The organism is Streptomyces sp. NPDC088254 (assembly GCF_044740925.1).
Lineage (GTDB): Bacteria > Actinomycetota > Actinomycetes > Streptomycetales > Streptomycetaceae > Streptomyces.
On record NZ_JBIURQ010000016.1, the window covers coordinates 121,653 to 141,377 of the forward strand.

Consider the following 19,725-nt stretch of genomic DNA (forward strand, 5'->3'; position numbering starts at 1 on the left):
GCGCCCGGGCGGACCGGCGCGCGGCGTCACCGCCGAGCGGTCACAGATCCAGGACCAGCCGCTTCCCACGGCACCGCGACACGCAGATCATCATCGTCTCCCCGGCCTCGCGCTCCTGCGCGGTGAGCACCGAGTCCCGGTGGTCCACGGCGCCCTCCAGCACGTCGGTCTCACAGGTGCCGCACGTCCCCTCGGTGCAGGAGAACAGCACCTCGACGCCGGCCGCGCGGACGGCGTCCAGCACGGAGACGTCCGCCGCGACGGTCACCGTACGGCCGCTCCGGGCCAGCTCCACCTCGAACTCTGCTCCCTCATCCGGCGGCTGCTCCTTCGGCTGGAATCGTTCGACGTGCAGCGTTCCGGGCGGGCACCTCTTCTCGACGGCGTCGAGCAGCGGGCCCGGGCCGCAGCAGTACACCAACGCCCCTTCGGGCAGCCCGTCCAGCACGGCTGAGAGGTCCAGCAGGCCGGACTCCTCCTGCGGTACGAGCGTGACCCGGTCGCCGTAGCGCGCCAACTCGCTCGTGAACGCCATGGACTTGAGGGAGCGGCCGCCGTAGAGGAGGGTCCAGTCGGCGCCGGCGGCCTCGGCCGCCGCGAGCATCGGGAGGATCGGGGTGATGCCGATGCCGCCCGCGATGAAGCGGTAGCGGGGCGCAGGCCGCAGCGCGAAGTGGTTGCGCGGCCCGCGCACCCGCAGGCGGTGACCGCGCGTCAACTCCTCGTGCACATAGGCCGATCCGCCCCGTCCGGTCGGCTCGCGCAGCACCGCCACCCGCCATGCCGAACGGTCCGCCGGGTCGCCGCACAGCGAGTACTGGCGCTCCAGGCCCGGCCCGAGGACGAGATCGACGTGGGCGCCCGGCTCCCATGCGGGCAGCGGCTCGCCCAGCGGATGGCGCAGCGTGAGCGCGAGCACGCCGTCCGCCGCCGACTCCGCCTCGGCGACGACGAGTTCGGCCTCGGGTACGGCCCTCCCGGCGTTCACGAGCCGCTCCCTCGTGGCCCGGAAACCGGCCGGTCCGCCGGGGGACGTGCAGCCGCGGCCGCCGGGCGGTGGCCTTCGGGGTGGCCGAGCATCCACTCCCACATCGCGGTCGGGTCCTGGGCGGTGTGCTCGGCGCCGCAGTGACAGGTGCCGTGCAGGATGTCGGTGCCCGGCAGCCAGTCGATGCGGTAGATCTCGCCCGTGGGGCCGCTCACAGCGCGGGCTCCGCCGGCTTGTCGCCCTCCTCGACCAGCCGGGCGAGGATACGGCGCGCGGCCAGCCCACCGGTGTCGATGTTGATGCTCAGCTCCTGGTAGCCGGAGCGCTCGGTGCCCAGGGTCCGCTGCAGCAGGTTGAGCGCGTCGACGTCCTGCATGACCACCGTGTGGTTGCTGGTCCGCAGGAACTCGGTGACCTCCTCGTCGTCGACCGCCCAGTCCCGCGAGACCATCCAGAAGTCGTACACCTTGCCGTCGTCCGACGGGGTGATCGCGTACGTGACCTCGGTGTGGAAGCCGCCCGGGTCGCTTCCGTCCGCCTCGGGCAGCACACCGACCGGGGCGACCCGGCTGCGCAGCAGATACAGGCAGGGCGCGTGGTACTCGATGTCCTGCCAGCGTGTGATCCGGCCCTCGATGCCCGTCGAACGGGCGTAGAACGGCGGGCACTCGGCGTCGTCCATGTGCCGGCTCACCCGCACGACGCCCGCGCCCTCGTCGACCTCGGTGGTGATCGGCGTCTCGGCGACCTCGGGGGTGCCGATGTAGCCGCCGTGCAGATACGTCTCGTGGGACAGGTCGAGGAGGTTGTCGACGAGCAGCCCGTAGTCGGCGTCGACCGGCTCCATCCCGCGCACGGTGGTCCAGCCGGGGGAGTCGAGGTGACGGGCGCGCGGGATGCCCCGCGGATCGGCGAGCGCCGGATCACCGATCCACACCCAGATCAGGGAGTCCTGCTCCATCACCGGGTAGGAGGCGACCCGGGCGGTGCGTGGAACGCGTTTCTGCCCTGGCACGTACACGCAGGCGCCCGTCGTGTCGTACGTGAACCCGTGGTAGCCGCACACGATCCGGTCGCCGTCGAGACCGCTGTGCGACAGCGGGTAACGGCGGTGCACACAGCGGTCGTGCAGGACGACCGGCGTGCCCTCGCCCTCGGTGCGGTACAGGACGAGGGGCTCGCCGAGGATCGTCCGGCCGAGCAGGTCCCGCCCGACCTCATGGCTGTAGGCGGCGACATACCACTGGTTCCTGGCGAAGGCGGTCGTGTGAGGCATGGCGTTCCCGTCGCTGAGTGCGGGGCGCCGTCGCCCCACGGCCGTGATGACACTCAGGTTCCTGACGGCCGCGACCGCCCCGCAAGACGGCTTCTGTCAGGCGGAAGGACTTCCACGCGTGCGGCCGTGAGCACGCCGCTCTCCCGCTGGGCGCGGGCGGCCGCGCGACCCCGCGGCGGCCGGGACGTCGTGCTCGGCCGGGGCGGACGGAGTCTGCGATGCTGATCACGGAGGGCCCCGTCCGCTTCGCCGCCCGAGGAGAGAAGAGATGACCAGCACCCCCAAGGAAGAACCACAGCCGGACCGTTCGGCCTTCGAGGCCCAGCGGCAGCGGATCCGGGAACGGCACCTGCGGCCGAGCGGGTCGCGCCCCGCGTCGTCCGCCCGCGGCCTGCACCACACCGCCCTGATCAGCAGCGACGTCGAACGGACCGTCCGCTTCTACCAGGACGTGCTGGAGTTCCCGCTGACCGAGCTGATCGAGAACCGCGACTACCCCGGCTCCTCCCACTTCTTCTTCGACATCGGCAACGGCAACCTCCTCGCCTTCTTCGACTTCCCCGGCCTCGGCGTCGGCCCCTACGCCGAGGTCCTGGGCGGGCTGCACCATGTGGCGATCTCCGTCGAACCGGAGCGCTGGCGCAGCCTCGTCGACAAGCTCGCCGAGGCCGGCGTCGACCACGTCGTGCACAGCGAGGTCTCCGTCTACTTCCGCGACCCCGACGGCGCCCGCATCGAGCTCATCGCCGACCCGCTGGGGGAGATGTACGGCAACGAGGTGCTGTGAACGCCGGTCGTGCGGCGGCGCGCTGAGCGCTGACCCGGCGTCACCCGTTCCCCGCGCACCCCACGTACCGTCGAGCTTCACGCTGACGCCACCCGGTACTTCCCCTTCGTTCCGGGCGGCCTTGGAAGACTTCTCGCGCGCGCACTCCGTCGTCCGCCGGCCGACTCGCCGACCGACCGTCGAACCGACCGACCGTCGAACCGACCGACCGTCGAACCGGCCGGCCCCCGGCAAGAACCGCACGAGAGGTCCTCCAGTCATGTCCGAAGTCAACCGGCGCAGATTCCTCCAGATCGCGGGCGCCACCACGGCCTTCAGCGCCCTGTCGGGCAGCATCGAGCGTGCCGCCGCCCTCCCCGCCCACCACCGCACGGGCACGATCGAGGACGTCGAGCACATCGTCGTCCTGATGCAGGAGAACCGCTCCTTCGACCACTACTTCGGCACGCTCAGGGGCGTACGCGGCTTCGGCGACCCCCATCCGGTCACCCTCGCCGACGGCAAGTCCGTGTGGCACCAGTCGGACGGCGCCAAGGACGTGCTGCCCTTCCACCCCACCGCCGACGACCTCGGCATGCAGTTCCTGGAGGGCCTGCCGCACAGCTGGCCCGACGGCCAGGCGGCCTACCACGGCGGCCGCTACGACCGCTGGGTCCCCGCCAAGGGCACCACCACCATGGCCTACCTGACCCGCGATGACATCCCCTTCCACTACGCCCTCGCCGACAGGTTCACCGTCTGCGACGCCTACCACTGCTCCTTCATCGGCTCCACCGACCCCAACCGCTACTACCTGTGGACCGGCCACACCGGCAACGACGGCCGCGGCGGCGGGCCCGTCCTGGGCAACGACGAAGCCGGATACGACTGGACCACCTACCCCGAGCGGCTGGAGAAGGCCGGGATCTCCTGGAAGATCTACCAGGACATCGGGGACGGCCTCGACGCCAAGGGCTCATGGGGCTGGATCCAGGACGCCTACCGCGGCAACTACGGCGACAACTCCCTGCTCTATTTCAACAAGTACCGCGACGCCCGGCCGGGCGACCCGCTCCACGACAAGGCTCGCACCGGTACCAACGTCAAGAACGGCGACAGCTGGTTCGACGTCCTGCGCGCCGACGTCAAGGCGGGCAGGCTGCCGCAGATCTCCTGGATCGCCGCCCCGGAGGCGTTCTCCGAGCACTCCAACTGGCCCTCCAACTACGGCGCGTGGTACATCGCGCAGGTCCTCGACGCGCTCACCTCCAACCCGGCGGTCTGGGCGAAGACGGCCCTGTTCATCACCTACGACGAGAACGACGGCTTCTTCGACCACGTGGTGCCGCCGCTCCCGCCCGTCTCACCCGACCGGGGCCGCTCCACCGTCGACGTCTCCCTGGACGTCTTCCCGGGTGGCGCGACCCATGTCGCGGGGCCCTACGGTCTCGGGCCGCGCGTGCCCATGCTGGTCATCTCGCCCTGGAGCAAGGGCGGTTACGTCTGCTCCGAGACGTTCGACCACACCTCGGTCATCCGCTTCATGGAACGTCGGTTCGGTGTGCGCGAGCCGAACATCTCGCCCTGGCGGCGCACCGTCTGCGGTGACCTCACCTCGGCCTTCGACTTCTCCCGCAAGGACGCCGAGCCGGTCGCGCTGCCCGACACCGACGCCTACGAACCCCCGGACCGCGAGCGTCACCCCGACTACCGGCCCACCCCGCCGGCCCAGGGCGTCCTGCCCCGGCAGGAGCGCGGCAACCGGCCCACCCGGCCGCTCAAGTACGCGCCCAGCGTGGACGGTTCGCTCGACCCGGCCGCGGGCACGCTCACCCTCACCTTCGCCTCGGGCGCCACGGCGGGCGCCGCCTTCCTGGTCACCTCCGGCAACCGGGCCGACGGGCCGTGGAACTACACCACCGAGGCCGGCAAGAAGGTCTCCGGCACCTGGGACCACGCCCTCTCCGACGGCGCGTACGACCTGACCGTGCACGGCCCCAACGGCTTCCTGCGCGTCTTCCGGGGCCAGGGAGACGCCGCCGGACCCGAGGTCGTCGTACGGCACGTGGGTGAAGGGCTGGAACTGACGTTCACCAACCGGGGTACTGAGACAGCCGAGTTGAAGGTGGCGGACGGCTACGGCGGCCGGACGACGACGGTACGGGTGCGGGCCCGCGCCGTCCTCAGGCGGACCGTCGCTCTGTCGGCGAGCCGACGCTGGTACGACCTCACCGTGACCTCGGTCCAAAACCCCTCCTTCCGGAGGCGGTTCGCCGGGCACGTGGAGAACGGGCGGCCCGGGGTGAGCGATCCGGCCATCGTGACCGTGTGACCGCACCGGGAGGGTTGCAGGCTGGTGAGGGCGCAGCGCCACTGCCGAAGGCGCCGTGGGACCGGGGGAGACCGACCGCGTCACAACCGCGTCAGGTGCCCCGTGCCCCGTGCGGAGTGCCGGCGGCGGGACGTCCGCGTCCTCGTCGCGCGGGGGAGCAGGGCCGGTTCGGGGGAGGCCGTCCCGGGTTCCAGGGCGAGGACGGCCGCCACCGGGTGTTCCTCCTCGGAGCCGGTTCCCGGCGTCGCCCGGGACAGCAGCACCACGCCCCAGCCGGCGAGTCCGGCACCCGCCGCGGCGAGCAGCACGCCCGTCGGTCCGCCCTCGAGCCGTTCCCCGAGGAGCGACAGGCCGATGACCGCGGCCGCCAGCGGATTGGCCAGCGTCACCACCGCCAGCGGAGCCCCGAGGCCGCCCCGGTAGGCCGTCTGCGACAGCAGCAGCCCCGCCGTCGAGAATGCGGCCACCAGCAGCGCCACCCCGATCACCTGCACGCTCAGCACCGGGCCGGACCGGTCCGTCGCGGCCACCGTCACCGTCTGGGTGAGGGCGGACGCCACGCCCGAGGCGAAGCCGGACGCGCCCGCGTGCCGCAGGCCGGGCCGGGCGCCGGGCCGTGCCAGCAGACCGATCACCGCCGCCGTCGCTCCGGCCACCGCCAGCGCCTCCGGCGCGCTCAGCACCTCCTCGGGCGACGTCCCCGACGCGGTGACCAGGATCGCGGCCAGCCCGGCCAGGGTGCAGGCGGTGCCCCGCCACTCGGCCGCGCTCACCCGCCGGCCCGCGACCCGTGCGCCCATCGGCACCGCCGCGACCAGGGTGAGCGCGCCCAGCGGCTGCACGACGGTCAGCGGACCGTACTTGAGCGCCACGACGTGCAGCAGCGCGGCGCCCGCGTTCAGTCCCACCGACGCCCACCAGGCGCTCCGGCGCAACATCCGCGCCACGCCCGAGCCCGGGGCGCGGGAGGCCAGCCGTTCCTGGGCGACGGCGGCGGCCGCGTAGGCGACGGCCGACAGCAGCGACAGGCCGACGGCGACGAGGGTGGCGTACCCGGCGCTCATCGTCCCGCCCCCACGAGCAGCTGGCGTTCGCCGGCCGGCGCGAGCCGTGGCGCACCGCGTCCGGCCGGCGTGCCGACCGTGCCGCGGCGCGGGGCGCGGACCACGGCGAGCGCGAGGCCCAGCAGGGCCGCGGCGACCAGCGCGTCGAGCCAGTAGTGGTTCGCCGTCCCGACGATCACCAGCAGGGTGACCAGTGGATGCAGCAGCCACAGCCAGCGCAGGCGCGACCGGGTCGCCACGACGAGGCCGACGGCGACCATCAGCGCCCAGCCGAAGTGCAGCGAGGGCATCGCGGCGAACTGGTTCGACAGGTGATCGGTCTGCGGCGGTCCGTACACCGACGGCCCGTACACGCGCGCGGTGTCGACGAGTCCCGTCGCGGCGAGCATGCGGGGCGGGGCCAGCGGGAACGCCAGGTGCAGCGCCAGGGCGGCGGCCGTCACGGCGGCCAGCACCCGGCGCGCCCAGACGTAGTGCGCCGGGCGGCGCAGGTAGAGCCAGATCAGGAAGGCGGCGGTGGCCGGGAAGTGGACGGTCGCGTAGTAGGCGTTCGCGACGCGGACCACCGTGTCGCCGTGCAGCAGCAGGGACTGCACCCCGCCCTCGCCGGGCAGCCGCAGCCACCGTTCCACCCCCCACACGTGGTGCGCGTCGCGGAAGGCCTCGCCGGTGTGGCCGGCCGACAGTCGACGGCCGAGCTTGTAGACGAGGAAGAGCCCCGCGACGAGCAGGAGCTCACGGACTATCGGCGGCCGTGCCGGTATGTCCGGCTCCGCTTGTACAGGCTCGGTGCGGGCATTCATCCCCCGGCCCCTTCGCTGACGGTGGTGGTGCGTGTGACTCGTGGTGCGTGTGATGACGGCACGTCATCGATACGGTGCCGTACCGATACGCCAGTGTACCGATACGCGCCGGTACCGGTACACTGGCGTATCGATTGCGTACGACACACTTGAAGCAGGCCCTCGCGGGGAGACCCGTGGGACACGACGGAGACAAGAGGAGAAGCGCCGATGACGTCGCAGGCCGCGGACGGACCGGAGTCGGTCACCGCCTCGCGCCGCTCCAAACTCACGCCCGAGCGTGAGCAGGAGTTCTTCGACGCCGTCCTCGAACAGATCCGCGAGTGCGGGTACGACGCCGTGACGATGGAGGGGGTCGCCGCGACCACGCGGTGCAGCAAGTCCACGCTGTACCGGCAGTGGCGTACGAAGCCGCAGTTCGTGGTGGCCGCCCTGCGCTCCCGTCGGCGCTCACGCCTGGAGGGCATCGACACCGGCACCCTCGCCGGCGACCTGCGCGAGGCCGCGCGGGCTGCCGCCCGGTGGTCCATGACCGACACCAAGCTCCTCCAGGCCCTCGGCCACGCCGTCACCCAGGACCAGGAACTCGCGCGGGCGCTGCGCGAGGCGCTCGTCGACCCGGAGATCGCGGCGCTGCGGGACATCCTGCGGCGCGGGGTCGAGCGCGGCGAGATCCCGGCAGATCACCCGGCGCTGGAGTACATCCCGGCCCAGATGTTCGGCGTGGTCCGCGCCCGCCCCGTGGTGGACGGCTCGTACGCCGACGAGGAGTACCTGCTCCGCTTCGTGGAGGCCGCCGTGCTGCCGGCACTCGGCCTGACCTGAAGACCCAGGCCGCCGCCCGCGGGATGACCGGACGGCGACCTGCACGCGCCGCACCGTGGGGACGGGGGCGGCGCACCCCCCGGCCGGGTGGGACGCCCCATGAGCGGCAGGCGCCCCACCCGGTCCCCGGGAATCCTGCCCGCGCCGGCCCGGGCCGGGAGCCCACGGCTGTCCGGTTCACACCTCTCGCCCCAGGCGGCCTGTGGCCCCCCTCGGCCGCCCCGCGCCTTCCGGGTGGCGCCGACGCGCAGGCTGTAGCCCTGGCCGCGCCGGACGGCCGCGAGCTGCCCATGCCGGGCGGGCCTGGGGCACTCCACCGCCGGCTCCCCGCCCGCTGTCAATCAACCGAGTCAGCGCCCTTGTCCCCGCCGAACCGTGATCACCGCTGACACCTGTACCGACGGATCAGGGCCGGTGGGTGTTGTCGCTGAGCCAGGCCAGGACCTGGTCAGCACGCGGCACCGCCATCCCACAGGTCGGCAGCGGCGGCATGGCCGCACAGCGAATGACGCGGGGGCAGGCTCGGACAGGAGTGCCAAGAGTGAAAGAGCACAACCGGCACGGCCCGCGAAGCCGTGGGCTGGCACCCTGAGGAGCAGTCAGCGCATCGAGCCGCGTCTTGCTGACGCATGAAGCGACGTGCGGTGGGTGGGCAGTTGCCTTGGACGGTGGTGAAGGGCCCGGCCGGTCCTTCTCGCGCCCAGGGCAGACGTCACGATTCTGGGGGCGGATGTGACACAGCGGCAAGCTCTCGCGGGGCGCAGTGGCCCGGGCGGCGGGATGTCGCGCGGGTTGCCCCGCCACGTCGCTTGCGTGATGGACGGCAACGGGCGGTGGGCGGCACAACGGTCGCTGCCGCGGACGTCGGGGCACCGTGCCGCAGAGACGGCGGTGATCGACGTCATCGAGGCGGCCCGTTCGGCCGGTGTCCGATGGCTGAGCCTTTACGCGTTCTCGACGGAGAACTGGCGCCGCCCGAGCGCCGAGGTCGACTTCCTCATGCACCTGGTGCGCCGCGTGGTGCGCAAACACGCCCCGCTGCTGCACGCACGCGGCATCCGCTGCCGCTTCCTCGGCGTGACCGATCCGCGGGTGCCCACGGCGCTCACCCGGGACTTCGCCGACCTGACGACCCTGACGGGCGGCAACCGCGGCATGACGCTGACCATCGCCTTCGACCACGGCGGGCGCAGGGACATCGTGGAGGCCGCACGCTCCATGATCCGCAGCGGAGTTCCGGCCGAAGCGGTGTCCGAGGAGAGCTTCGCCGCCCACCTGCGCTTCCCGGACACCCCCGACGTCGACCTGGTCATCCGGACCTCCGGGGAGCAGAGGATCTCCAACTTCATGCTCTGGCAGGTCGCCTATGCCGAATGGATGTTCCCGCCGGTGCTGTGGCCCGACTTCCGCGCATCGCACTTCCTCGAGTGCCTGCACACCTACCGGCAACGGGAGCGCCGCTTCGGTGGCGTGCTGCCGCATCAGAACGGAGAACATCGGCCGTGACCCACAACCACAGAGGTTCCCGAGGCGGCACCGGAGCCCACGCCACGGATTCCGGCGGCGCCTCACATCCCCTCACCGGGGAGGAGGCGACGGGGCCGTTGTTCGGGCCCGGCTCGCAGTTCGACGAGTTCTTCAACGACCCGCGCTGGGCACTGGCCATGGTTCGGGCGACCGTCCTGGAGGCGGCCCACCCGCAGATCGGCGCCGCCCTGATCGACAACTCCACGTTCGTCGCCCATCCCTGGCGGCGGCTGCGCAACACCTTCCTGAGCATGCAGCGCATGTTCGGTGCCGACGATCACGTCCGGCAAAGGGAGGCGGCCCGGCTCAACCGCCTGCACGCACGGCTGAACGGCACCGACCCGCAGGGCCGCTCCTACGACGCGATGTCCCCCGACGTACGGGCTTGGGTGGTGGCGACGCTGTTCGAGAGCGCCGTCACCATGTGCCGCCTCAGCGGCCAACCCCTCGTGCAACACGCCATGGAGCGGCTGTACACGGAGTTCCAGGCATTCCTCGCCGCCATGGGAGATGAGGCCGGCCATCTGCCGCCCACCTTGCAGGAGTTCTGGCAGTACTACGACCGGATGGTGGAGGAGGAACTGGAGAACACCGAGGCGATGCACATCATCCTCTACAAGCTCTTCGACCACCTCCCCGCCCCGCCACTGCTGAACGGACTGCCCACCCTGTGGGGGGCCGGACGCGTGGTGGCCGGCCCGGTCATCGGGGCGATCACCGTGGCGTCCCTGCCCGAGCCGTTCCGCCGGCGGGCGGGGCTGCCGGAACTGCCCGGCACACAGACCCTGATGCAAGGCGCCTACCTGGCCGCCGGCCTGGCCCGCCTCCTGCCGGGCGGCTGGATCAACGCCGGCGCCATGACCGACCTGCTGTTCCTCTCACCCGACAGCGACGACCCGCGAGCCCGCACGATCACCGCCCTGCGCGACAAAATGAACCGGGCCGCAGCCCTCGTCCGGCTCGTCACCCCTCTCCCCGCCGAGCCGGAACCCGCCCCAGAAGGCAAAACGCTACGCAGCACCGAGGAGTTCTTCACGCAGGTGCTGGACCAGACCGGCAACGGCTACCTGGACTGGCCCGACCTCGCCGCCATGGCCCGCGAGCTGTCCAGCCGCCTCGACCTGGACGAACCCGAGGAGACCCGGCTGTACAACGCCTTCGCCGACTGGTGGCGGGAACTGCAGGCCGCCGTCGACGCCGACGGCGACGGCCGCATCAGCGCGCAGGAGTACGCCGTGGCCGCCCCCTCCATGGCCGGACCCGCGCTGATCCGGGTCGCGGAGGTCCTCTTCGACGTCACCGACAAAGACGGAGACCAGACCATCGACGCCGATGAATACCGCGCCTTGTTCCGCACCGCCTTCCACCGCGACACGACGGGCGTCGGGACGGCGTACACGCGCAGCGCATTCATCAAGGACTTCCTGTCCTTCATGACCGGCCGCCGGCGCACCACCCCTTACGATCCCCTGCTCGCACAGGCATGAGCCCGGCCCGCAAGCCCGGCAGCGCCGCCGGTCGCGCTGTTCGACCCCGCGCGGGGCCGGCCGGACAGCGGGTGACGAACCGGATCCTGCCGAGCCGGCAAAACCGGATCCTGCCGAGCCGGCTAAAGCGGTGACGGGGTGGACCAGCCGCCCTGCTGGTCGATCAGTCGGCCCCGCCCGGCCCGCCCGGGCCCGGCAGCCCAGGGCGGGGGCCGCGGTTGTCCGGCCGCCCGCGGTGCGCCCCGGCCGTCCGGCTGCGGGCTCCTCGCCCCGGCAGTCCGCGGTGCGCCCTGGGCCGCCCGGCTCAGGCGTCCCGGCTCGGGCGGCCTGCGGCCCGCCCTCGGCCGCCCGGCCAGCGGCCCCGCCCGGGCCCGGCAGCCCAGGGTGGGGGCCGCGGCCGTCCGGCCGCTCGCGGTGCGCCCCCGGCCTTCCGGCTGCAGGCTCCCTGCTGCGGCAGCCCAGGGCGGGCCCCGGCCGTCCGGCTCAGGTGCCCCGACCAGGGCGCCCGTCGAGGCGCCTTCACACGTCCTGGCCGCTTCCCCCGCCCTTCGCTGCCTTGATTCCCTTGGTGATGGTGTCGATCACCGACGGGCTCTGGTCGGCGTCCACTCCGAAGCGCAGGACGACGAACCGCTCGGCGTCGGCCGGGGCCGGGAACGCCACGGACTCGACGAAGCCGTCCGCGCCCTTGCTGGTGATCGCCTTCCAGCGGACCAGGTAGCCCTTCTGCCCGGCCACCGTCACCGCCTGCGAGGCGAGCACCTGGTGGGAGGTGATCGCGCCGTAGGTGGTGCCGCCGTAGGACTCCTTCGCGTTCGCCCCGATGTCCGCCTTGGCGATCGCCTCCGCCGTGGAACCCTTGGCGCCCAGTACCTCGGCGGGGGCCGAGTACACCCCGCCCTTGGTGCACGTCTTGGTGGTGTCGCCGGGGCACTTGTAGGCGGAGTCGGAGGTCACCTGCGCGCCCCCGGTCATCTGCTGCCCCGTCCAGCCGGCCGGGATGGGGATGCTGATCCCGTTGAGAGGGTCCGTCACCGAACCGCTCTTGATCTCCGGGGGCGCGGACCCGCGGGGCGAGCGGGGGGAGCCGTCGGAGCCCTCCGAGTCACCGAACGGGCCGCCCCCTCCGCCGTCCTGCCCGCCGGGACCGCCCCGGCCGCCGGGCCCCTGCGCCGTGCCGGGCTCGCCCGAACCGCCGTCGTTCTTGGTCAGCGCGTACACGCCGATCCCGATGCTGGTCAGCACCGCCACGGCCGCCGCGACGGCTATGCCGGTCCGCAGACCGCGCCTGCCCCCCTTGCCGGGCGGCACCGCCGGGTACTGCGGATAGGGATAGGCGGAGTGCGCCGGGTAGGGCCCGGCGGCGAGCCCCTGCGCCGGCGGACCCCACGCGGCGGCCGAGCCCGCGGGGCGGGTCCGGTCCGTCCACGCACCGCCGTCCCACCAGCGCTCGGTGGCGGGACCGTCACTTGTCTGCCCGGGGTCGGGGTACCACCCGGGGGGAGTCACCTGCGTCATGTCCCCACCGTATGAGGCGTCGGTGAAAGTCGGATGAGAGGGATGCCGTCTCGTGCCTCCCCATGGTGACCGGCGCGCCCCCGCCGCGCGAGCCCCCCGACGCCGTCGCCCGCCGTTCCCCCTGCGCCGGCGCGCCCTCCGGACACCGGCGGCGCCCTCCTCCCGTGCGGGCCGGACGCCCGGAGCCCGACAAGGCGCCCTGGCCGAAACGCGACGTCAATTCTGCTCGTGCCGAACGGTGTTGACGCTCCGACGTCTCCTCCGCAGGCCCGTCGGGGCGGCTCGGGGCGCTCGCCGTCACCCGTGGAGGCAACAGCTCGCCCGACCGTCCCCGCGCGGGCCGCCGGAGGGCTACGCTCAAGGTCTGTACGTCGTTCGGGCGACTTGGGGAGGTAGCGGGATGACGGAGGTACGGCCGGCGGCGGCCGCCTCGGCTTCCCTGTGGGAGCGCGACGCGGAAGTCGCCGCCATCGAGCGGGCGGTGGAGGCGCTCCGCGCCGACCGCTCCTCCTCGGGCCATGTGCACGTGCTGCGGGGCGAGGCGGGCCTGGGCAAGACGACGCTGCTGGCCGAGACCCGCCGCATCGCGGAGGCCCGCGGCTGCACCGTGTGGTCGGCGCGAGGCGGTGAGACCCTGCGGTCCGTCCCCTTCAACGTCGTACGCCAACTGCTGCAGCCCGCGCTGCTGTCGCTGCTGCCCGAGGAGGCCCGCGAGTACCTCGGCGACTGGTACGACATCGCCGGCCCCGCCCTCGGCATCGCCGAACCCGTCGCGGGCCACGCCGACCCGCAGGGCGTGTGCGACGGCCTGGTCGCCGCCGTGAGCCGGCTGGCCGCCCGCTACTACCCACTGGTGCTGCTCGTCGACGACGCGCACTGGGCCGACCAGGAGACCCTGCGCTGGCTCGCCGCCTTCACCGAACGCCTCGACCACCTGTCCGTCCTGCTCGTCATCGCCCGCAGGCCCGACGTCAAAGGCGACGCCGCCGGACACCTCGACGCGATCTCCGGCGCCGCCGAGCACTCCGTGACCAGCCTGAGCGCCCTCACCCCGGACGCCGTGGCGGGCCTGACCCGTGACACCCTCGGCGCGCACGCCGACGACCCGTTCTGCCGCGAGGTGTGGGCCGTCACCGGCGGCAACCCCTACGAGACCGTCGAACTCCTCGCCAAGGTGCGGGAGAGCGAACTCGACCCGAGCGAGCCCTCCGCCACCGAACTGCGCCCTCTCAACCGCTCCGCCCGAGGCGGCGGACTCGTCGCCCGCCTGGAGGAACTCGGCGTCGACGCCCACCGGTTCGCGATGGCGGCCGCCATCCTCGGCACCGACATCTCCGTCGACGAGGCCGCCCGGCTCGCCGTCATGAGCCGCGAGGACGCGGCCCGCTGCGCCGAACTGCTGCGCACCGCCCGCATCCTGACCGCGCCCGACCCGGCGGCCATGCCCTCGGCCGACGGCGACCTGGAGTTCCTCCACCCCCTGATCGCCTCCGCGATCTACGAGTCCATCCCGCCGAGCCTGCGCACCGCGATGCACGGCATCGCCGCCGCGGTCGTCACCGACGCCGGCAAGGGCCTCGCCGCCGCCTCCCGCCACCTGATCCAGGTCCACCCCGAGGGCGACGAGGAACTCGTCGAGCAACTGCGCGGCGCGGCCCGCGAACACCTCGCCGTCGGCGCCCCCGACGCGGCCCGCCTCTGCCTGGAACGCGCCCTGCAGGAACCGCCCCCGCCCGACGTCCACGCCCGTGTACTGCACGAGTTGGGCAGCGCCACCCACCTCACCGCACCCGCGAAGACCATCGAGCACCTGCGGGCGGCGCTCGCCATGCCGGGCCTCGACGGCGGCGAACGCGTCGACGCCATCTTCCGCCTCTCCCAGGCCCTCCTGCACAACGACCAGATGGCCGAGGCCGTGCGCACGGTCGAGGCCGAGGTCGCCCGGCAGCCGCCGGGACCGGCGCGGATGCGGCTCCAGGCCGTGCAGTTCATGTGGGAGGGCGTGCACGCCGGCGAGACCGCCTCCCCGGCCCGCTCACAGAGACTCGCCTCGCTCGCCGCGACCTGCGCCGGCCGCGACAACGCCGAACGCGCCCTGCTCATCCTGCGCGGCTTCGACGCCATGACCCACGGCGAGAACGCCGAAGAGGTCGTCGAGTACTGCGACCGAGCCCTCGTCAACGGCCGCCTCGCGCCCGGACTCGGCTGGACCGACCCCGAATGGGGCCTCGAACTGCTGATGATGCTGGCCAGCTCCTACGCCTACACCGACCGCCTCGACCGCGCCGAGGCCCTCTTCAACGAGGCCCTGCGCGCCTACGAGACGGCCGGCTGGAGCGGCGGCCACCTCGCCCTCGCCCACGCCTACCTCGGGCTCGGCCACCGCCGCCGGGGCCGTCTGAAGGACGCGGAGAAGTCCCTGCGGGAGTCGCTGCGCCTCGCCGAACGCGTCGGCCGCGGCCTGCCCCTGTACTGGTCGGCCACCTGCAACCTCGTCGACACGCTGCTCGCCCGCGGCCATGTCGACGAGGCGTGGCAGATGGCCGAACAGCACGGATTCGCCCCGCCCTACCCGTCCACGATCGTGCTGCCCGACCCGCGGTCCGTGCGGGGCCGGCTGCTGCTCGCCGTCGGCCGCACCAAGGACGCCGTCAACGAACTGGAGGAGGCCGAGAAGGCGGCGGCCGTCCGCGGCCACCTCAACCCCGTCATGGTCCCCTGGGCCGTCGACCTCGCCCGCGCCCTCGCCACCGAGGACCCGGCCCGCGCGGCCCGTCTCGCCTCCGACGCCCGCCGCCAGGCCGAACGCTTCGGCACCGACACCGCGATCGGCGAAGCCCTGCGCTGCGCCGCCGCCCTGGAGACCGGCCAGCGCGCGGTCCGGCTGACCGCCCAGGCCGTCGCCTACCTGGAGGCCTCACCCTGCCAGTACGAGCACGCGGCGGCCCGCGTCGAACACGGCATCGCCGCCCGCTCGGTGTCCGAACTCCACCGCGGCCTCACCCTGGCCCGCTCCTGCGGCGCGGACGGCCTGGTCGTCAAGGCCCAGCAGGCACTGGACGGTCTCGGCGCACCCCAGGTGGGGCTGGTCCCCGGCCAGACCCGCCGCTGACTCCGCTCCCGGTTCAGACGCCGCCGTCGGCGGGGCCCTCCTCGGCCAGCACTCGCTGAGCCGTGGCGAAGGCGGCGTTCGCCGCCGGGACGCCGCAGTAGACGGCCGTCTGCAGCAGGACCGCGGCGATCTCCTCCGGGGTGAGACCGTTACGCCGGGCCGCCCGCACATGCATGGCCAGTTCGTCCAGGTGGCCGTGGGCCACCAGCGCGGTCAGGGTGATCATGCTGCGTTCCCGGCGGCTGAGGGTCGGGTCGGTCCAGATCTCCCCCCAGGCGTACCGCGAGATGAAGTCCTGGAAGCGGGCCGTGAACGCGCTCTGCCGGGCCTGCGCCCGGTCCACGTGCGCGTCGCCCAGCACCTGGCGGCGGACCTCCGTTCCGCGCCGGGCGTGCCCGTCGAAGTGGGCGCGCAGCGCCGTCAGCACCGCCTCCGGCCGCTCCGCCGGCGCCAGGTGCGAGGCTCCCGGGATCTCGACCAGCGCGGCGCCCGGCACAGCGTCCGCGATCTCCCGCAGATGCGCGGGCGGCGTCGCCGGGTCCTCGCGCCCGGCGACCGCCAGCGTGGGCACCGAGATCGCCGGCAGCAACTCCCGCAGGTCGAACGCGGCCAGCGCGTCACAGCAGGCGGCGTACGCCCCGGGGTCCGTGTCCCGGTGGTCGGCGACGAGCTGCGGGACGGTGAACCCGGGCGTGAACCAGCGGGCGTCCGCCCCGGCGGCCAACTCGGCAAGCCCCTCGCGCCGCACCAGCGCGGCCCGATCCCGCCACGGCTGCGCCCCGTTGAAGTGGGCGGAGGAGCAGACCACCGCCAGCGAGGACACCCGCTCGGCGTGGTGCGCCGCGAGGTGCAGGCCGACGGCGCCGCCCAACGACACCCCGGCGTAAGCGAAGCGCTCCACGCCCAGCGCGTCGGCGAGTGCCAGCACCAGCGCGGCGAGGTCCCCGACGGTGGCGCCCGGCCCGATCAACTCGGCCGCCGAGCCGCCGTGTCCGGGCAGATCCCAGCGGATCACCCGATGGGCGGCGGACAGTTCGGGCGCGACCTTGTCCCACAGGGCGTACGAGGTCCCCAGCGACGGGCCGAGCAGGAGCGCGGGCGCGGAAACGGGCCCCTCGGCGCGGTGGTTGAGCAGTGTCTCGGTCAACGTCGCTCCAGCGCACGGTCGGTGAGGGCTCCGGCGGAGCCGGTGTAGCGGGCGGGGTCGGTGAGATCGCCCAGGTCGACGTCGTTCAACTCGACCTGCTCACGCAGCAGTTCCGCGAGGGAGCGGCCTTCGGTGTGGGCGCGGGGCGCGAGTTCGGTGAGCAGCTCCTTCGCGCGGGACCGCCCGAGGATCCGGGACAGTTCGGCGGAGAGCCGCTCGGAGACGATCAGCCCATGGGTGAGAGCGAGATGGGAGCGCATCGTGCCGGGGTGCACGCGCAGCCCCTCCGCCAGCTCGGCCGCGTCCCGGACGGCGCCGCCGGCCAACCGCAGCAGATCCCGGAGCGGCTCCCACTCGGCGTGCCAGGCCCCGGCCGGCCGTTCGTCCTCCGCGACCAGGGACCCGTACAGCACGGCCGCGAGTTGCGGCGCGCGCCGGGCGGCCGCCGCGATCAGCGTGGCGCGCACCGGGTTCGCCTTGTGCGGCATGGCCGAGGAGCCGCCCCCGCTGCCCTCCGCCACCTCGGCGATCTCGGTGCGGGCGAGGGTGAGCACGTCGACGGCGACCTTCCCCAGCGCGCCCGCCGTGAAGGCGAGGCACCCGGCGAGGTCGGCGATCGGCGTCCGCAGGGTGTGCCACGGCAACAGCGGTGCCGCGAGCCCGAGTTCACGAGCGTAGGCGGCGGGCAGCGCGGTCGCGTCCTCGGCGCCGTAGGCGGTGAACGCGGCCAGTGTCCCGGCCGCGCCGCCGAGTTGGGCGGGCAGGGCGTCCCGTACGGCCGTCGCCCGGTCCCGTGCGTCCAGGACCAGCGACCGCCATCCGGCCGCCTTCAGCCCGAAGGTGGTGGGCACGGCGTGCTGGGTGAGGGTGCGCCCCGGCATCGGCGTGTCCCGGTGCCCGGCCGCGAGCCCGGCGAGCGCCCGCTGGGTGCGCTCCAGGTCGGGCAGGAGCAGGTCCAGGGTGCGCCGGGCCACCAGCATGGCCGCGGTGTCCATGATGTCCTGGCTGGTCGCGCCCCGGTGGACGTACGGACCGTGCTCCGCGCCGACCGCCTCGGTGAGGTCCTCGACCAGCGGGATCACCGGGTTGCCGCCGGCGCGGGCGCGGTCTGCGAGGGACCGTACGTCGAAGGCCCCGGAAGCGGCCGTCTCGGTCACCGCACGCGCGGCCTCGCCGGGGGCCAGCCCCAGGGCGGCCTGGGCCCGGGTGAGCGCGGCCTCCGCGTCGAGCAGCGCCCGCAGATAGGCGCGGTCGCCGGTCGCGGAGGCGGCGGGGGAGCCGGCCCGGCCGGGGGCGAGCAGACCGGCGTCGTCGGGCGCGGCCGGGTTCCCTTCAGGCCCGGACGCCGGCAGGGTCACCGGAACTCCAGGAAGACGGTCTCGCCCTCGCCCTGGAGGCGGACGTCGAAGCGGTAGGCGTCCTTGCCGCCTCCGCCGCCTCCGCCGCCTCCGCCGCCCCCGGCGACCAACGTCGCTCGGCGTGCCTCGTCGAGCCCGGAGAGCAGCGGGTCGGCGGCGTGCGCGGCCGTGTCCTCGGGGAAGTAGATCCGGGTGAACAGGTGGACGAGCAGTCCGCGCGCGAACACGCAGACGCTCAGGTAGGGGGCGCTGCGCCCGCGCGCCCCGGGGCGGAGTGTGCGGGCGGACCAGTGGCCGTCGGCGTCGGTCTGCACCCGCCCCCAGCCGGTGAACTCCACGCCGTTGCGGCCCAGGAAGCCGCCGCCGGCCGGGTCGCGCCGCATCGAGCCGTCGACCCGGGACAGCCGGCCCTCGGGGTCCGCGCCCCACAGCTCCAGGAAGGCGTCCGGCAGCGGCCGGCCCTCACCGTCGTACACATAGCCGTGAAGGGTGACGGTGTCGGGGTGGCCGAGCGGGGCGATGTCGCCGCCGCCGGGGAACGGCAGGGCGTGGCCGTAGAAGGGACCGACCGTGTGCGACGGGGTGGGCAGGACCGTCTCCGGGCGAGCCGTGTCGATCTTCGTCATGTCAGCGTCCCTCTTCGATCCAGGTGGCGTGCGGGCCGTCGAGCACGATGTCCCAGTGGTAGCCCATCGAGAACTCCGGCACCGACAGGGCGTGGTCGTAGGTGGCGACCAGCCGCTGTCGGGCCGCGTCGTCCGTCACCGACTGGATGATCGGGTCGTAGGGGAACAGCGGGTCGCCCGGGAAGTACATCTGCGTCACCAGCCGTTGCGTGAACGCCGTGCCGAAGAGCGAGAAGTGGATGTGCGCCGGCCGCCAGGCGTTGAGGTGCTGCCGCCACGGGTACGGGCCCGGCTGGATCGTGGTGAAACGGTAGGAGCCGGCGTCGTCGGTGAGCGTACGGCCGACACCGGTGAAGTTCGGGTCCAGCGGGGCGTCGTGCTGCTCGCGCCGGTGGGCGTAGCGGCCCGCCGAGTTGGCCTGCCAGATCTCGATCAGCTGGCCGCGGACCGGCCGCCCGGCGCGGTCGAGGAGCCGGCCGGAGACGGTGATGCGCTCACCGATCGGCTCGCCGGTGTGCTGCCGGGTCAGATCGTTGTCGATCTCGGTGACGTCGCGCTCGCCGAAGGCGGGGGAGGCCAGCTCGACCAGCTCGGGGTCCGTGCCCACGTCGACGGTGACCGGCGGCTGTTTCGGATGGCGCAGCACGGAGGAACGGTAGGGGGCGTAGTCGCGGCGCGGCTGGTGCTCGACGGGCGCCCCGCCGGCGATCCGCTTCTCGTACGCGGCGCGCTCGGCCGCGATCTCCAGGTCGATGTCGTGCTGGGTGAGAGTCATGGGGTGTCCCGGTTTCCTGACGGTCACGTCGAAGGGAGCGGTCGAAGGGGGGCGAGGGACGCGGTGGCGCTCGCCGGACGGGCGTGCGCCCGGATCGTCCGGGCGGACGGCTGAGAGCGCC

The 19,725-nt window shown here is 73.6% G+C and carries 16 protein-coding genes; 6 read left to right on the forward strand and 10 right to left on the reverse strand.

Going from position 1 to position 19,725, the window contains the following annotated elements; all coding sequences use genetic code 11:
- Window positions 1–40: 40 nt before the first annotated feature.
- The 3 genes from ACIOC0_RS37225 to ACIOC0_RS37235 are packed head-to-tail and all read right to left on the reverse strand — an operon-like array spanning window position 41 to window position 2,264.
- Complete coding sequence (locus tag ACIOC0_RS37225; protein ID WP_402160913.1) at window positions 41–988, reverse strand: PDR/VanB family oxidoreductase; 948 nt, start codon at window positions 986–988, stop codon at window positions 41–43.
- Window positions 985–1,203, reverse strand: coding sequence for a hypothetical protein (locus tag ACIOC0_RS37230; protein WP_402160915.1), 219 nt, complete (start codon window positions 1,201–1,203; stop codon window positions 985–987). The genes ACIOC0_RS37225 and ACIOC0_RS37230 overlap by 4 nt, the downstream gene beginning before the upstream one ends.
- On the reverse strand, window positions 1,200–2,264 hold the full coding sequence (locus tag ACIOC0_RS37235; RefSeq protein WP_402160918.1) for a Rieske 2Fe-2S domain-containing protein: 1,065 nt from the start codon (window positions 2,262–2,264) through the stop codon (window positions 1,200–1,202). Before ACIOC0_RS37235 ends, ACIOC0_RS37230 begins: the two co-directional genes overlap by 4 nt.
- A gap of 268 nt (window positions 2,265–2,532) precedes the next feature.
- On the opposite strand from ACIOC0_RS37235, the gene ACIOC0_RS37240 reads away from it, so the two are divergent.
- The gene (locus tag ACIOC0_RS37240) at window positions 2,533–3,051 is read left to right on the forward strand and encodes a VOC family protein (protein ID WP_402160920.1); all 519 of its coding nucleotides are present in this window, start codon (window positions 2,533–2,535) and stop codon (window positions 3,049–3,051) included.
- Window positions 3,052–3,310: 259 nt separating this feature from the next.
- A complete protein-coding gene (locus tag ACIOC0_RS37245) occupies window positions 3,311–5,362 on the forward strand; it encodes a phosphocholine-specific phospholipase C (RefSeq protein WP_402160923.1) in 2,052 nt (683 codons plus the stop codon).
- 80 nt (window positions 5,363–5,442) lie between these two features.
- On the opposite strand, the gene ACIOC0_RS37250 is transcribed toward ACIOC0_RS37245, so the two are convergent.
- Both ACIOC0_RS37250 and ACIOC0_RS37255 read right to left on the reverse strand, forming a co-directional pair.
- Entirely contained in the window at window positions 5,443–6,426 is a 984-nt protein-coding gene (locus ACIOC0_RS37250) for a hypothetical protein (RefSeq protein WP_402160926.1), read from the reverse strand.
- Window positions 6,423–7,229, reverse strand: coding sequence for a phosphatase PAP2 family protein (locus tag ACIOC0_RS37255; protein ID WP_402160928.1), 807 nt, complete (start codon window positions 7,227–7,229; stop codon window positions 6,423–6,425). Before ACIOC0_RS37255 ends, ACIOC0_RS37250 begins: the two co-directional genes overlap by 4 nt.
- A gap of 210 nt (window positions 7,230–7,439) precedes the next feature.
- Here ACIOC0_RS37255 and ACIOC0_RS37260 point away from each other — a divergent pair, with 210 nt between their 5' ends.
- The 3 genes from ACIOC0_RS37260 (at window position 7,440) to ACIOC0_RS37270 (ending at window position 11,068) form a co-directional block, all read left to right on the forward strand.
- Window positions 7,440–8,054, forward strand: a complete 615-nt coding sequence (locus ACIOC0_RS37260; protein WP_402160931.1) for a TetR/AcrR family transcriptional regulator C-terminal ligand-binding domain-containing protein — start codon at window positions 7,440–7,442, stop codon at window positions 8,052–8,054.
- A gap of 780 nt (window positions 8,055–8,834) precedes the next feature.
- Window positions 8,835–9,560 (forward strand): polyprenyl diphosphate synthase, encoded by a 726-nt coding sequence (gene uppS / locus ACIOC0_RS37265; protein ID WP_402160933.1) that lies wholly within the window; start codon window positions 8,835–8,837, stop codon window positions 9,558–9,560.
- Window positions 9,561–9,658: 98 nt separating this feature from the next.
- Window positions 9,659–11,068 (forward strand): oxygenase MpaB family protein, encoded by a 1,410-nt coding sequence (locus ACIOC0_RS37270; RefSeq protein WP_402161162.1) that lies wholly within the window; start codon window positions 9,659–9,661, stop codon window positions 11,066–11,068.
- Window positions 11,069–11,587: 519 nt separating this feature from the next.
- On the opposite strand, the gene ACIOC0_RS37275 is transcribed toward ACIOC0_RS37270, so the two are convergent.
- Complete coding sequence (locus ACIOC0_RS37275) at window positions 11,588–12,586, reverse strand: DUF2510 domain-containing protein (protein ID WP_402160936.1); 999 nt, start codon at window positions 12,584–12,586, stop codon at window positions 11,588–11,590.
- A gap of 400 nt (window positions 12,587–12,986) precedes the next feature.
- On the opposite strand from ACIOC0_RS37275, the gene ACIOC0_RS37280 reads away from it, so the two are divergent.
- Window positions 12,987–15,698 carry an ATP-binding protein gene (locus tag ACIOC0_RS37280; RefSeq protein ID WP_402160938.1) on the forward strand — a complete coding sequence of 904 codons (2,712 nt, stop codon included), beginning with the start codon at window positions 12,987–12,989 and terminating at the stop codon, window positions 15,696–15,698.
- 13 nt (window positions 15,699–15,711) lie between these two features.
- On the opposite strand, the gene pcaD is transcribed toward ACIOC0_RS37280, so the two are convergent.
- From pcaD to pcaH, 4 genes are read right to left on the reverse strand one after another with little or no spacing between them, the layout of a single operon-like run.
- Window positions 15,712–16,845, reverse strand: a complete 1,134-nt coding sequence (gene pcaD, locus ACIOC0_RS37285; protein ID WP_402160940.1) for a 3-oxoadipate enol-lactonase — start codon at window positions 16,843–16,845, stop codon at window positions 15,712–15,714.
- Window positions 16,842–18,203 (reverse strand): 3-carboxy-cis,cis-muconate cycloisomerase, encoded by a 1,362-nt coding sequence (gene pcaB / locus ACIOC0_RS37290; protein ID WP_402160942.1) that lies wholly within the window; start codon window positions 18,201–18,203, stop codon window positions 16,842–16,844. Before pcaB ends, pcaD begins: the two co-directional genes overlap by 4 nt.
- Entirely contained in the window at window positions 18,200–18,829 is a 630-nt protein-coding gene (gene pcaG, locus ACIOC0_RS37295) for a protocatechuate 3,4-dioxygenase subunit alpha (RefSeq protein WP_402160945.1), read from the reverse strand. Before pcaG ends, pcaB begins: the two co-directional genes overlap by 4 nt.
- Window position 18,830: 1 nt before the next feature.
- The gene (gene pcaH, locus ACIOC0_RS37300) at window positions 18,831–19,604 is read right to left on the reverse strand and encodes a protocatechuate 3,4-dioxygenase subunit beta (RefSeq protein ID WP_402160948.1); all 774 of its coding nucleotides are present in this window, start codon (window positions 19,602–19,604) and stop codon (window positions 18,831–18,833) included.
- Window positions 19,605–19,725: the final 121 nt, after the last annotated feature.

Bases quoted from the DNA above. Each gene is read 5' to 3' on its own strand.
- ACIOC0_RS37235 (WP_402160918.1), bottom strand. From the start codon at position 2,264: ATGCCTCACACGACCGCCTTCGCCAGGAACCAGTGGTATGTCGCCGCC.
- ACIOC0_RS37240 (WP_402160920.1), top strand. From the start codon at position 2,533: ATGACCAGCACCCCCAAGGAAGAACCACAGCCGGACCGTTCGGCCTTC.
- ACIOC0_RS37245 (WP_402160923.1), top strand. From the start codon at position 3,311: ATGTCCGAAGTCAACCGGCGCAGATTCCTCCAGATCGCGGGCGCCACC.
- ACIOC0_RS37250 (WP_402160926.1), bottom strand. From the start codon at position 6,426: ATGAGCGCCGGGTACGCCACCCTCGTCGCCGTCGGCCTGTCGCTGCTG.
- ACIOC0_RS37255 (WP_402160928.1), bottom strand. From the start codon at position 7,229: ATGAATGCCCGCACCGAGCCTGTACAAGCGGAGCCGGACATACCGGCA.
- ACIOC0_RS37260 (WP_402160931.1), top strand. From the start codon at position 7,440: ATGACGTCGCAGGCCGCGGACGGACCGGAGTCGGTCACCGCCTCGCGC.
- uppS (WP_402160933.1), top strand. From the start codon at position 8,835: ATGTCGCGCGGGTTGCCCCGCCACGTCGCTTGCGTGATGGACGGCAAC.
- ACIOC0_RS37275 (WP_402160936.1), bottom strand. From the start codon at position 12,586: ATGACGCAGGTGACTCCCCCCGGGTGGTACCCCGACCCCGGGCAGACA.
- ACIOC0_RS37280 (WP_402160938.1), top strand. From the start codon at position 12,987: ATGACGGAGGTACGGCCGGCGGCGGCCGCCTCGGCTTCCCTGTGGGAG.
- pcaG (WP_402160945.1), bottom strand. From the start codon at position 18,829: ATGACGAAGATCGACACGGCTCGCCCGGAGACGGTCCTGCCCACCCCG.
- pcaH (WP_402160948.1), bottom strand. From the start codon at position 19,604: ATGACTCTCACCCAGCACGACATCGACCTGGAGATCGCGGCCGAGCGC.